The organism is Bacteroides sp. BFG-606 (genome assembly GCF_024788145.1).
Taxonomy (GTDB): domain Bacteria; phylum Bacteroidota; class Bacteroidia; order Bacteroidales; family Bacteroidaceae; genus Bacteroides; species Bacteroides vicugnae.
Genome location: NZ_JANUIL010000001.1, coordinates 2121342 through 2135876, shown reverse-complemented (window position 1 = coordinate 2135876; position 14535 = coordinate 2121342). Strand labels below are relative to the sequence as shown.

The 14535-nt window shown below is 41.3% G+C and carries 8 protein-coding genes; all 8 read right to left on the bottom strand.

Going from position 1 to position 14535, the window contains the following annotated elements; all coding sequences use genetic code 11:
- Positions 1-202: 202 nt before the first annotated feature.
- Positions 203-1720: a hypothetical protein gene (locus tag NXV01_RS07595; RefSeq protein WP_217722912.1), complete on the bottom strand. Its 1518-nt coding sequence runs from the start codon at positions 1718-1720 to the stop codon at positions 203-205.
- Positions 1721-1748: 28 nt separating this feature from the next.
- The gene (locus NXV01_RS07590) at positions 1749-2360 is read right to left on the bottom strand and encodes a fasciclin domain-containing protein (RefSeq protein ID WP_195649279.1); all 612 of its coding nucleotides are present in this window, start codon (positions 2358-2360) and stop codon (positions 1749-1751) included.
- Between the two features lie 13 nt (positions 2361-2373).
- On the bottom strand, positions 2374-3843 hold the full coding sequence (locus NXV01_RS07585) for a RagB/SusD family nutrient uptake outer membrane protein (protein WP_217722911.1): 1470 nt from the start codon (positions 3841-3843) through the stop codon (positions 2374-2376).
- A gap of 13 nt (positions 3844-3856) precedes the next feature.
- Positions 3857-6994: a TonB-dependent receptor gene (locus NXV01_RS07580; protein ID WP_195649281.1), complete on the bottom strand. Its 3138-nt coding sequence runs from the start codon at positions 6992-6994 to the stop codon at positions 3857-3859.
- A gap of 335 nt (positions 6995-7329) precedes the next feature.
- Positions 7330-11355 (bottom strand): hybrid sensor histidine kinase/response regulator transcription factor, encoded by a 4026-nt coding sequence (locus tag NXV01_RS07575; protein WP_259022106.1) that lies wholly within the window; start codon positions 11353-11355, stop codon positions 7330-7332.
- 111 nt (positions 11356-11466) lie between these two features.
- Positions 11467-12366, bottom strand: a complete 900-nt coding sequence (locus NXV01_RS07570) for an AraC family transcriptional regulator (RefSeq protein ID WP_148363927.1) — start codon at positions 12364-12366, stop codon at positions 11467-11469.
- 144 nt (positions 12367-12510) lie between these two features.
- Complete coding sequence (fucO, locus tag NXV01_RS07565; RefSeq protein WP_004304988.1) at positions 12511-13665, bottom strand: lactaldehyde reductase; 1155 nt, start codon at positions 13663-13665, stop codon at positions 12511-12513.
- 18 nt (positions 13666-13683) lie between these two features.
- Complete coding sequence (gene rhaD, locus NXV01_RS07560; RefSeq protein ID WP_008997894.1) at positions 13684-14493, bottom strand: rhamnulose-1-phosphate aldolase; 810 nt, start codon at positions 14491-14493, stop codon at positions 13684-13686.
- Positions 14494-14535 lie beyond the last annotated feature (42 nt).

The window sequence follows — 14535 nt, the reverse complement described above, 5'->3', positions numbered from 1 at the left end:
TATAAACTATAAACGCAAGCTTTGTTTTTATAATTGCAAGCTTTGTTTTTAAAAATGCAACTTGCATTTATAAAAATGAAAGCTCCGTTTATAGTTTATATCCGATAGACAATAACTTTACTTCTAATGAAATGAAAGTTTAGTCTTAATCGAAAAGAAGTTTTCTATTCATACTTTAGATGGTACGTAGCATTACCCAGCATTATTTCTTTTTAGGGAACTTGATTTCAACCGTCGCGATACGTTTTGTTGCATCGGTACCCATCTTATCGGATATATCAACAATTTTAATAACACCAATTCTTCCACCGCCAGCACTGGAAGAACCTCCCGTCTTAAATCCAATAATATCTCCAACATTCACATCTGCCCTAGCGGCTGTTGTCGCTTTTCCGAACTCTTCTTCAATAGACGAACGAGTTGCCTGTTCATAATCAAAATTAGGCAATTTAGCAAAACGTGTCATATTCATTTTCTTCAAGGCTGTTAACTGACCTGTACTCCCTGCATATTCTCCATTCTTACCATCTACATTTTCCGGAGAGTAAAGACGGAAAGTTATCACTCCACTATTAGATGCCACATAGAATTTTATATCGATATTTTTAGCACTTTCTTCACTCACAATAGCCTCATCCACAGAATAAGTCTTCATATCCTTCAAAGAAATCAAAGCAAATGGATCAGCGTTCGCTAATTTTTGGCTACCTACCTGAAGATCAACAACTTCCATACTAACATAAGTCTTCACTGTTCCACTCACATCTTTTCCTTCTCTACCATCGGATACAACAACTTTGATTTGAGAAGTTTCTTCCGTAAGCTGTACTTTTGGAGTATAATCTAAATTCTTATCACCACTAAATTCTTTACGTGAAATTTCCGTTTCGATTCCTTTTTCTACACGATAAATAACTACTTCTCTGACACCACGAACCGATTCAATATGCATCGGGACTTCCGTTTCCACTCCCTCATCAGTAGAAATAAGTTCGTTACCCAAGGTCAATACAGGAACCGGAACTGTCTTATACGACACCTGCAAAGTAGAAATTGTGATATTACCATATATATCTTCAGCTTTCACTTTAAATCCCTTATCACCTTCTTTATATTCTATCAACTCATTATACTCAAACGTTTTGTCACCATTCAGCACATCACCACCTTTCGATGTTTGTCCGTCAGCAGAAACTAAGAATCTTTCCACTTTCTTTAAACCTGCCTCCGAAACAATTTTAAAAGTAGTACGAGGCATAACAGGTTCCTCATCCATTTCATCATATACAATCTCTTCCGGATCGAATGTAATGACAGGACGCTCCATCACATCGGTAACGGCAATCGGTAAAGTCCCGCTCGTCACATGATTCAAATTGTCGGTGGCCTCAATGATAAAGGCTTCGTAATTTGCATTGTACTCCAGATTTTCAGACAAGCTGTATGAGTTGGGATTAAAGAATTCAGTCACCGTTTTATATTCGGTCACTCCCTCTACCGTCTGCAATTTCATTGTCACACTCCGGAGTCCGGCCTGCGACTTAATGACAGCCACTACCGGCAAATTATCCACTTTATTTAAATCCACATCCAGTTGTTCCATCGGGAATTTAATCACAGGAGCAGCCGCATTAGGATCCAGACCATCATTATCATCGCTACAGGCAGCAAAGCCCAGGCAAAGTCCTAATATTAATAAGGTATATATTTTACGAATCATAATTAGTTCTCTTTTTAATTAACTGTGGTTATTTGGAATATTTGCAATAGTTCTCAAATATATGAATCACACCATTCGTTGGCAGAATGTTGCTGGTCTTAGCCTGACGCTGTGGAGATTTCCCGTTGCTTCCGGTCTGATTCACCAGAATCTTACCGACTGCAGCTTGCCATGGGTTTTTCCATACAGACATTGTCATCAGCCCATTCTCTCCTTTCAGCATCGTCAATACGAACATAGGTTCCACCTGCAACTGTCCATAAGAACTATATTCACCGTCTACAATGTGATAAAGCAACATGTTCGTTACTTTCTCTTTATCACAATCTGTAATGGATGCCGCACCTGCAAATTCATTCTCCCGATACAGCTGCATACCTGTATTATTCAAAGCCAGAAAAGTATATTTATTATCAGTCTGGGTATAATAATCCTTCAGACCTGTATACTCAATAGCTGCTATCAACTCCGAGAACATATCTTTGTGATCTTGGAAATATTCCCACGCTGTCACTTTTACATACGGATCATCCACCGACGGTTCATAGTCATAGTTCTTTTGTAAGTCCAGATCACAACCGGTCAACGCCAGAATGGCCCAACAAAAGAAAAGAGCCTTATATAATATTGTCTTTTTCATCGTTTCTATCTTTTTAGTTGTTAGTATTGCCATAATACGTATTCTGCACAATCTTCGGATTTTCCAGAATATGTGAATAGTGGATCGGGAAAAGTTCATTACCGTCCTGCTCCATTCCGTTGATAGGTTTCATCACTTCTTTCCACTTTCCGGTACGTACCAAGTCAAACCAGCGACGTCCTTCACCAGCTAATTCCACTTGGCGTTCACGCAAAATATAATTAACGACTTCTTCTTCTGAAGCAAAATCATTTTCAGTCAGCGTGTTCAATCCGGCACGGTCACGTACAGATTTCACCAGTTCCAAAGCCTCACCCCATTTACCCTGATGAGCACGAGCTTCTGCTTGAAGCAACATCATATCTGTATAGCGATAGATCGGATAAGCAACCTCGCAAGTCTTATTCAAAGAATTACTAATATCACCCGCCATATATTTACGCAATTCATTTCCATTCTGGTAATACTTCACCATATAATCTTTGCGCAAATCACCTTTCATGTCCTTTTCATCAAAGATGCTCATAAACTTGTCGGACATAACCGCCGCACGGTTTCCTGAACCGGAGAACCATTGATACATATAACTATAACCATTCGTGCCGACTTCATCCATGTTGAAGTGAACCAGGAAAATAAACTCTCTGGAGTTATATTCATCATTTTCCGGTGTATCATCAGACGGTTTATTGGTCAGCTCTTCCGTAAACATGGTATGCCAAGTAGCAATGTTAGGTTCGAAGTCCACAAAGCGACCGCCTTTCTTGGAAGCAATAGTTGCCATCTTATCAATGGTCTGATCGGCCAGATTATATTCTTCAGCCCACATATAGGCGTCTGCCATGATAGCCCATACGCCACAGATAGAAATACGTTTGCGTTCAAAATTCTTGTTACGGTTAATCAGACTCTCCGCTTTCTTCAGATCCGGAAGAATAACATGTTCCAGAATATAATTCTTATCTGTACGTTCCTTGTAGATAGCCTCCGAATACTTTTCAGTAGGTTCTATAAACAAAGGTATGTCTCCCCAGACACGGATAGCATAGAAGTAGGCCAAAGCACGTAGCGCATACGCTTGTCCGAGGTAATCGTTGCGGTCTGCCACGTCGGGCATACTGATATTAGGAACATATTTGATGGCCAGATTGGTCTGGTTAATCATCTGATACAAGGTTGTCCATTTCGCACATTTCTCGTCCGTAGACATCAGGTTATTAATCACACGTGCCTGATCGGCCATCACCGGTGCTCCGGGAGCTACGTTATCCGAACGGAATTCACCCCAATAAAAATAATTCTCGCGTAGAGTGGAACGCAGCAATCCGTAGATTTCATTTATACCTGCCTTAGCATCACGAGCGGTCTGCCACATGTCACCTGCCGGGATTTCACTCACCGGTTCCTCATTCAGAAAGTCTGAACAGCTATTCAATGATAGAGCCAGGCATACAGCTCCAACAAAATATTTTATATTCTTCATACGATATTTTCAATTAAAAGTTAGCAGAAAAACCAATACCATATTCTCTCTTTCTCGGATAACGATAAGAGTCTTTACCTACCTGCAAAGGATTACTTGTAGAGAATTCAGGATCGAATCCCGAATAGTTGGTCCATGTCAATGCATTGTTTATAAAAGCGTAGATGTTTATATTCTTCAACATCAGCTTCTTTATCCAGTTTTCAGGAAGATCATAGGCTATACGTACGTTCTGCAAACGGATAAATGAAGCATCTTCCAAATAGAACGAGTTACCCATACGCGCATTGTTGAAATCATCGTTATACGGACGCGGATAGATGGCCTGATCGCCCGGATGCAACCACATATTATGAATGACTTCCGGTGAAGGAGTGGTTCCGGTATATTTGAACATATTACGATTATGTTCGGCAGCGTTATAAATCTGTCCTCCCAAAGAATAATAGAATCCCAAATACAAGCTTACGCTTTTCCAAGTCACGGTTGTATTCAAACCACCGGTCACATCAGGCATGGCATTACCAATCACCATACGGTCATTATCATCAATCACACCATCACGAGTTCCTTCCGGCTCTTCCCAGTTGTAATCTCCACCACGGAACGGTTTGCCGTTCGGTAACGTTTTCTGGCGGATATCACCTGCATATTCCTTTCCATTCAATAAATACTTATATTGGAATACACCATTTTCAAATACCGGAGTCAGTTGTTCCCATTTATCTGTAAAAGCGTTCGATTCGTCGTAAGCAAAGATACCGGCGCTTTTAAATCCATAGAAGTCACCTACACGGCCGCCTTCTTGCATCCACCAGATATCACCTTCCATATATGCCTTACCTTCAGACAGTTTCTCAATGCGGTTGATATTTCTGGAGATATTGAAAGAAGCATTCCACTTCCAGTCCTTTGTGCGGATAATATCACCGGTAACGGCAATTTCAAAACCGCGGTTACTCATCTCACCGACGTTTGTCTTCATATATGCAAAACCGGATTCTTTAGGCAATTGGTAGTTTGCCAACAGACCGTCTGTATATTTATCGTAGTAATCGGCAGTAATCGTCAAACGGCTATTCCAGAAATTCAAGTCCAAACCAAGGTTGAACTGTTTGGTTTCCTCCCATTTCAGGTTGTCTTTACCGATACGAGTCGGAATAACACCACCCACTCCGTCATAGATAGAATTCGGAGAATAAGAATAAATATAGTCATAGTTTCCGATCGCTTCATTACCCGTAATACCATAACTTACACGTATCTTACCATCTTCCAGGAATTTCTTCGAGAACTTCATGAACTTCTCATCAGAGAAACGCCATCCCACTGACACTGACGGGAAATTTCCCCATTTGTTTTCTTTCGCGAAACGGGAAGAACCGTCACGACGCATATTCGCTGTAAACAGATATTTTCCCAGATAATCATACGTCACACGTGCAAAGACAGAAGCCATGGAGTGATTGCTCAAGGTAGATCCCGTAGAAGACAAATCCAAATTAGCAGCAAAGGCATTCATCGTATAAATAAAGTCGGTGGATGAATTCAAACCTACAAAGGTTTCATTTTCATAACGCCATTGTTGAGCACTGACACCCACCATTGCGCTGAAATTATGTCCCTTGATCTTACGTGCATAAGTGATGAAATCTTCATTCATCCAGTTCCAGTTCAAGTAATTATAAGAATAGCCCTTATTCTGTTTCTGCCATTCATCGGTGATAAGACTCGGTTCGAGTTTTTTGCGCTTGTCCAGATAGAAGTTGGCATTGATATTGGCTCTGAACTTCAGATATTTGTTGAATTTGATTTCAAAGAACTGGAAAAAGTTCGCCTTATAAGAGTCTGTAAAGTCAGTTGTATAATTAACCTGTGCAATAGGGTTCTTCTGACCATTAAACACTCCAACCAAAGAGCCATCCGGATAATAAGTATTGAAATAAGGGCGACGAGTCAATACCGCACTCAATAATGTACCTTCATTCAGACCTTTCTTCTTAGAATAAGTCAAAGAAATACGGCTACCCATATTCATCCAGTCTGTCGGTGAATAATCGGAGTTGATACGAGTATTTAATCTTTGAAAACCGGTATTGGAAATAATACCTTTCTCGTTATAATAACCGGTATTGATGAAATATTTCAGTTTCTTCGTACCGCCACCTACGCTGATATCCACCTGATCTTTCTGCGCAGTGCTCGTAATCATGTCCAGATAATCATTGTCTACATTGAAGAAAGAGTTCAACGGATCATTCAGTATATCACTACTTTCGTCAGGATTACCTCCGCCGTATGTTTCAAAATACTCTTTGCGGTACTGGTCGTACAACAGACGCTCTTTGCGATTTGCCTGTGGCACCTTATGAGACAATGTACCCCATGAGTGATTATACTTGATATCAATACGGGCTTTACCTTCCTGACCGCTCTTAGTAGTGATAATAATCACACCGTTAGCCGAACGGGAACCGTAGATAGCTGCAGAAGCAGCATCTTTCAAAATCTCCATAGAAGTAATATCATTGGTATTGATACCGTCGATACTTTCCAAAGGCACACCATCTACAATATAAAGAGGAGTCACTCCTTCGGCGGAGAAAGTGGAAGTACCACGAATTTTAATAGAAGAAGACTCACCGGGCTGTCCCGAACCTGACACTACCTGTACACCGGCAGTAGTACCTTGCAGTGCTTCAAAAACATTAGTAGCCATCTTCTGCTCAATAGCCTCACTTGAGATGGAAGTAATAGCTCCCGTCACATCACGCTTTTTCATCGTACCGTAACCCACTACCACTACTTCGTCCAGTAACTTAGAGTTCTCTTCAAGCGTAATATTCATTGTTTTATCTTTCACTACTACCTCTTTAGGGGTATATCCCATGAATGATACAGTCAAAGTAACTCCCTTCTTTGAAACATTCAATGAGAAATTACCATCTAAATCCGTAATTGTCCCATTAGATGTTCCTTTCTCCATCACGTTAGCGCCAGGCAAAGGAAATCCTGTTTTATCCACAACAACTCCCTTCACTGCAAACCCGCCTTGAGCATAAGCCGGATGGACAAGGAAAAGGAGACTCAAGGAAATCAAAAGAAACGACTGCAACAACCGCACTTTTGTCCTACTCTGCAAATTTTTCATAACTAGAATAAAATTAAATTGGTTAATTATCAAGGTTTTACTCACTACTTAATTAATTAGGAGAAATACATTGGTTCTCTCCCGTAAGATGCTATCTTTTATTTATTACACGGATGATTGTCTTTCATAATACTATACAATAATTATTATATTAGAATAAAGATTATATCATACTCGGTCTGCTAAATAAAAGTGTGTGCGGACACACCTAATTAAAGAAAACTCAAGTACAAGCTGGCATGATCCAACGCCACAAAAGTATCGCATTTGAGCATATTGCACCCTATCGAATTGTTCGTTTTATCTAGTCTAAAAATTCAGATGACTTATTTTAATCACCTTACAGAGGGATCGGAAGGGGCATCATGAGATTTCCTATACTGTGTAGGAGCTATATCAAAAAGTTCTTTAAAACATTTGTTGAAGTATTGAGGATTTCCAAATCCTAACCGGTAAGCAATATCCGAAATGTTCATCTCCGGAGCATTCAGCAGAAAATACGCAGCCTTTTTCAGACGGAGATTCATGATAAAATTATTTGGTGTACTTCCCGTGATACCTTTTATCTTCTGAAATAAGACAGTACGCCCCACCCCCATCTCCCGTGAGAAAGCATCTACACTGAATTCGGGATTTTCCATATTATCTTCCACCACTTGAGTAGCTTGTTCGATAAACTTCTGGTCGAGTTCGTTCGTTGCAATCTTCTCCGCCTTGCTATCCAATTGATGGGCATATTTATTCTGTAAAAGTCTGCGGGTATTAATGAGATTATTGCATTGCATCACCAGCCGCCGCATATTAAATGGCTTCACCACATAAATATCCGCTCCAATTCTCAATCCTTCCAACTCACGTTCGGGAGCACTAAGGGCAGTCAGAAGAACGACAGGTATATGGCAGGTTTCTATATTGTTCTTGATCTTGGCACATAACTCTGTTCCGGGCATTCCGGGCATCATGATATCCGAAATAACCAGATCGGGCTGCATCACCTTTACTTTCCCGTATCCTTCCTTGCCATCACTTGCAGTTTCAACCGTGTACAATGGAGAGAAAATATCCACAAGGATATTTCTGATCTCTTCATTATCATCAATTACCAGTAACTTACAGTCAGTAGTCCCGCTTTCACTCTGGGCTGACCGCACCTCCTTAACCAATAGTTCTTTATCTTCCGAATAATAAATATATTCCTTATCCCGCTCCGGTTCAACCCGGGTCACAGAAGAATCAAAGTGAGCATCCCCTTTTTTCAAAATGACCTTAAAACAAGAGCCTTTTCCCAACTGACTTTCTACTGTTATATCCCCCTGATGGGCTTTCACAATACCCTGACTCAAAGCCAGTCCGATACCTGTTCCTCCATACTGTCCTATATTCTCAACCTGATAGAACCGCTCGAATATCTTAACGTAGTCTTCCTCGGAGATTCCCGCACCATTATCGGAAACGGAAAACATACATTCCTCCGTTCCATCAGCCAATTCCATACGGATAGTTCCACCGTCTGAAGTATATTTAAAAGCATTAGACAGCAGGTTATTAACCACCTTCTGTATTTGCATCCGGTCTCCCCACACAAGGCATTGCTCGCAGTCGGCATGCAAAACAAACGAAATATTCCTGTTAGCAGCCAACTCCTTGAACAATACATAATGCTCTTTGAGCAAAGAATATAAGTCAAATTGAGAAACTTTCAGTTTCAAAAGTCCCTGTTCTTGTTTCCGGAAATCAAGCAATTCAGTAATCAATGATTTCAGGTTACCTGCATTTTTATGTATATTCAACAGTTTTGAATAAGCATAGGTAGACAATTTGCCGGAATTCAGCAACAGATCAACCTGTCCCAGAATAAGAGTGATCGGAGTTCTGATTTCATGCGAGATATTCGTGAAGAAACGAAGTTTGGATTGATTCATCTCTTCAATGTATTGCTTCTCGCGAAGTTCAAAATCCAATGAAGTTTTCAGGAACAGACGGATTCTATATTCTCTCACGATAAAGAATAGCATAGTCAGAATCACGCATACATAAATCGTATAGGCCCACCAAGTGGCATAGAAAGGTGGCGTAATCGTTATATTCAGCGATCTGATTACTTCCGGGAAGTTCTTCAGCCTGATCTCAAAGACATAATCGCCCGGAGAGATGTTCGTATAAGTAATATCATTTCCCAAACGGTTCTCGCTCCATTCATCATTATACCCCATCAACCGGTATTCTACCTCACCCCCGCCTATATGCAAAAAATTATCTGTCGAGAAGCCGATAGAAAACACATTCTGCAAGTAATTCAATTTGATCCGGTCGGTATAGGCAAAGGATTTATTTAAAATACCGGTTTGATCGCCTGTTGTTATCTCTTTGTTGTTGACATACAAATGCGCCAACTCCAGATCGTATATTTTCGGAGGATAATACAGACTACTTTCACGAATGGTAACCAGTCCGGTGGCCCCTCCCATATAAATATCATGATTGCGCGATACATGCATGGATTTCCGGTTCACAAGAGTCAGAGGAAACCCTGTTTTCGAATTGAAGTTAATCACTTTTCCCTCTTTCTGCTCCAGCATTGACAATCCATGCCCGGTACCAATCAGCAAATTTCCGGAAGGAGTTTCACCCAATACCCTGATATTTTCTCCTGACAATGCACTTTCAGGAGTATGCAAATGAAATGAACGGTCTTTCTTATCCAACAAGAAAAGTCCGTTTCCATGTGTCCCTACCCAAATATTTCCTTTCCGATCTTCATAAATAACATTGACCAGCTCTTTTTGAGATCTGACCCGTTTCTTCAAACTTATCCTATAGGTTTCAAACCGCTTTTCATCAATCACATAAGCTACACAACCGTCATCGGAAGCAAACCATAATCTGTTTTTCGAATCAAGCAATAGGGTGTTGTAGTTATGTGTAAACAATTCCTTCTGATGAAACAACACCTCCGGTTTCAAGGTCTGTTTATCCAAACTCACAATAGCGGATGTTGTCCCGACATACAATTTACGAGGCGTATCTGCCAAAGCAAACAGGGCTTCTCCTACACTTTCTTCTCCAAGCGGTTCGAGATTATAGATATCATTCCGATAGTTATCAAGATGAAAACAATTCACCTTATTGGTAAAGTCAGCAGCAATCCATAAGCAATTATTAGCCTCATCAAAAACAACATCTTTCAGATAGTCCGTACTGAAATGATATCCCGTATGCGTATTAAAATGCTTGAACTTCCCTTGCTCCGGTTGATATAAATCCAATCCGCCTCCTTCCGTACAAATCCAGATATTTCCGGCTTTATCTTCCGCCATAGCACCGACCACGGGAAAAGACAATCCGGTGTCCGAAGCATGATAATGCACAAAATGCTGATATTCCGGAGAGAAGAAATTTACCCCTCCCCAATAAGTCCCCACCCAAACAGTTCCCTGATTGTCTGTATAAAGAGACGTCACCGAACGATTGGACATGGCACCCACCCGGTTAGGATCTGCCTGATAATGGAATATTTTCCCGGTAGCCACTTCAATCTTACTCAATCCACTTCTGTAGCCTACCCATATATTCCCTTCCAAGTCCTGACATAACGCTCTCGCCATATCATCCCGAACCGTGTAAACACTCTTATCATTGTATTCATAGTGATGTATGATGGCACCTTGAGGTGAAAAACAGAAAACGCCCTGATCCTGCGAACCTATCCAAATATTCTGGTCGTTACTTTTTATCAGTTTCATCACTTTAATTCCGGGCAAGTGAAGTGACATCGCTCCGCAAGTGTCTACACGCATCACCCCACCCTCTTTCAAAGCAATCCAGAGGCTTCCCTCGGAACCTTCCACCATCGTCGGGCCACTGTCCGGCAGCTGCAAATCGGCATACATCGGTTTCAAGAGGCGGGTATTCTTATCGTATAAGAACAGTTTCCCTCCTTCTGCAATCCACACTCCCGTCTTTCCTTTGGCAAGAGTGGAGGGAGAAGTCACCGGAAGGATATAATATTTCTCCGTTTCAAGGTCGAACTGGAAAAGTCCGGTAGAAGCCAACAGGAAAAGACTTCCCTGACCGTCTTCCACCATTTGAGTCACATATAAATTACCATAACTGATAGAGTCGTTATGAAAGTGGTTGAAGACTTTGATGTGATTGCCATCGAAACAATTCAGCCCGTCCAGAGTGGCAATCCATATACGCGATTTCTCATCCTGGCAAATATCGCTCACCGTTATTTGCGACAATCCATCTTCCACACCCAATGTTCTGAACTTGTATTCCTGTGACCGGAGTGGAAATACAAATCCAAAAAGAGATAGCAGAATAAAAAAATGGATATTAGATAGTCTTTGTCCGCGCATATCAAGAATGATGGTTTATAGCACACATTAATCTCGTCACAAAAGTAACAGTTTTTATGATATTCCCAAAATCAGAGCAAAATTACTGATAGATATAGACTTTCACCCTATTCATTCTTCCCGTCCGAACGAACGATATTCCAACGGAGTCAGCCCTGTACGCTTCTTGAAAAAAGAGAAAAAGTATTCGGTAGACTGGAAACCCAGAAAAAAAGAAATCTCTTTCACGGATTGGGAAGTTCCGACCAGCATTTGTTTGGCCTTACGTAGTTTCAATTCCTGAAAATACTTGGCGGGAGCATAACCTGTATATTCCTTGAAAACACGTCGGAACCATGAATAACTGATGTTGAGCCGCATAGCCAACTCTTCCGGATCCACATTACCGGAAACATTTTCATTCATGATAATTTTAGCCTGCTCTATCTTCTGGTCCACATCACTCATCTCAAAAAACTTATTCTTGGAAACGGAAAGAATCATTCCTATCATGTGAAGCACAATGCCGGAAAGATATTGTTGCGCGGAAATCTTATCCGCTTCTGCCACAGCAAGGGCACGGGAGAACAAGGAAACCAACTCTTCATTAATACCAATTTCGAGTATTTGCTGTTCCTGCGACAAAAAAGCATCGTTCACGATGGCGTCTATCATTGGTCCTTCAAAACCAATATAATACTCCGTCCAACCAGTCTGCCGTAACGGGCGGTAAGTATGCCATTGACCGGGAAACAGCACCATCAGCCGACCTTTACAAACCTGCTTTTCGGAAGTGGAATCGGATGAAAACAAACCACGCCCTTTGGTGATATAAACCAACTGATATTCGCGAAGTACCCTTCCTTTTTCCGCATTAAAAAAGTAACCGGAGGGATGTTCTTTCAACGGATAAGGTGAATCGGGAGGGATAGACTGATAGCCGACAGTATTTACCCACAGGCCGAATTTACGGTCCATGTCATTTACAATCAGATATTTAAATTCTAATCCCAAACTATTATCCTCGATCATATCAGTGTGTTTTCATGCAATTGAACCAGACAAAAATAGGAATTATTTTCAGAAAACACACGCAAGGGTATAAAAAAACATCCGGAGCGTACTTTCAAGTATCTCCGGATGTTTATATAAAAACAAACTTTACTATGACGAGATTTAGAATGCTTTATGATACAAGGCTTCAATATCCGCTACCGAAGTAGGACGAGGATTTCCACCTGTACAAACATCATTGAAAGCAGCTACAGCCAATGCAGGAATATCTTCTTCTTTCACATTGATTTCATGCAATTTCTGTGGGATATTAATGCTGATAGAAAGTGCTTTCACAGCTTCAATAGCAGCTTTAACGCCCTCTGCTTCACTCATTCCGGTTGTATCCACTCCCATTGCTTTCGCAATATGGATATATTTCGGAGCTGCCGGAGATTCAGCATTGTATTCCATCACATACGGTAACAACAAAGCATTGGCTACCCCATGAGGAGTATCATAGAATGCACCCAGCGGATGAGCCATTGAGTGAACTATTCCCAAACCGACATTCGAGAATCCCATACCGGCAATATATTGTGCCTGCGACATTGCTTCGCGGGCTGCCACATCTTTACCATTGTCTACGGCTGCTTTCAGATTTTGCGCAATCATCTCAATAGCCTTCAATTCGAACATATCGCTCATTACCCAAGCACCCGGAGTAATATAACTTTCGATGGCATGCGTCAAAGCATCCATACCGGTAGCGGCAGTCAGTCCCTTCGGCATTGAGTACATCAGTTCAGGGTCTACGATAGCCACGGCAGGAATGTCGTTCGGGTCTACGCAAACCATCTTCTTACGGGCATCTTCATCAATAATTACATAATTGATAGTTACCTCGGCAGCCGTTCCGGCAGTAGTAGGCAGTGCAAAGGTAGGTACAGCTTTGTGTTTGGTATCAGCTACACCCTCCAGAGACTTCACATCTGCAAAATCCGGGTTATTCACAACAATACCGATTCCTTTGGCAGTATCGATAGAAGAGCCACCACCCAAAGCTACGATAAAATCAGCTCCGGAAGCTTTGTAAGCTGCCACACCGTTTTGCACATTTGCAATCGTTGGATTGGCTTTTACATCACTATAAAGTTCGTAAGGTATCTGGTTCTCATCAAATACTTTAATGATTTCGGCAGCTACTCCAAACTTAATCAAGTCTTTATCCGTTACAAAAAAGGCTTTCTTAAAGCCACGTCTGGCTGCTTCCACAGCAATCACACTCCGGCATCCGGCACCGAAGTAAGAAGTTTCGTTTAAAATAATGCGATTCATGGTTGTGCTATTGTTTTTTTATTTAGGGAGATTAAAAGCAACTGTCATTTCTTTCATCTGTTCCTGACTCATACCATCCGGCTCGAAGCCCATATTTTTCGCTGCAATATAGATGAGAGCCGATTTATTAAGTACATCAATCTGGTCGAACGCCTGCATCGCATCGCAATCTACTGCAAATACACCATGTTTCTCCCACATCACAACATCGTAATCCTGCAATTCCTTGATGGTAGCTTCCGCCAACTCTACAGAACTAGGCAATTTATAAGGAATGATACCCAAACCACGCGGACAGAATGCCTTTGTTTCGGGAATCATACTCCACAACAGATTGGTAGCTACATCTTTTTCCAGAAACTTCGGGCAATGCGTCATGGCAATCAGTTCGATCGGGTGTGTATGCACAGATGCTTTATAAGGAGAGTTTTTACTCAACAGGTCATTATGCACGCTCAAGTGAGAAGGCAATTCCGATGTCGGAGCCACAGCCTCGTCCGCAATAATTACGTAGCTGGCACAGTCATCCAGAATACGGATCACCGAACCATTCTCCATTGGCCAACGGGCCAAATCGCGCATGCGCTTATTAGTTCCCTTGCAGTAGAAATAACATCCTTTCAGATAAGGAAGAGTTACACCGATAGGTTTAACTTCACTGATCGGTTTCATCTGACGGATTTCATCGTCTACAAACTCTGTGATATTAACAGTGATATTACCACCGTTACGTTCAGCCCATCCTTTCTGCCACAAGTATCCGGCAACTTCCGCTACCTTGTTTACTTCTTTGGCAAGTCCCGGACGATTCTCTAAGATTGATTTCATTCTATATATATTTTTTAATTAGGCACGGATTACACTGATTTT

What these genes read in the sequence shown, in the direction of transcription:
- NXV01_RS07595 (WP_217722912.1), bottom strand. Translation starts at nt 1,720, where the DNA reads ATGATTCGTAAAATATATACCTTATTAATATTAGGACTTTGCCTGGGC.
- NXV01_RS07590 (WP_195649279.1), bottom strand. Translation starts at nt 2,360, where the DNA reads ATGAAAAAGACAATATTATATAAGGCTCTTTTCTTTTGTTGGGCCATT.
- NXV01_RS07585 (WP_217722911.1), bottom strand. Translation starts at nt 3,843, where the DNA reads ATGAAGAATATAAAATATTTTGTTGGAGCTGTATGCCTGGCTCTATCA.
- NXV01_RS07580 (WP_195649281.1), bottom strand. Translation starts at nt 6,994, where the DNA reads ATGAAAAATTTGCAGAGTAGGACAAAAGTGCGGTTGTTGCAGTCGTTT.
- NXV01_RS07575 (WP_259022106.1), bottom strand. Translation starts at nt 11,355, where the DNA reads ATGCGCGGACAAAGACTATCTAATATCCATTTTTTTATTCTGCTATCT.
- NXV01_RS07570 (WP_148363927.1), bottom strand. Translation starts at nt 12,366, where the DNA reads ATGATCGAGGATAATAGTTTGGGATTAGAATTTAAATATCTGATTGTA.
- fucO (WP_004304988.1), bottom strand. Translation starts at nt 13,665, where the DNA reads ATGAATCGCATTATTTTAAACGAAACTTCTTACTTCGGTGCCGGATGC.
- rhaD (WP_008997894.1), bottom strand. Translation starts at nt 14,493, where the DNA reads ATGAAATCAATCTTAGAGAATCGTCCGGGACTTGCCAAAGAAGTAAAC.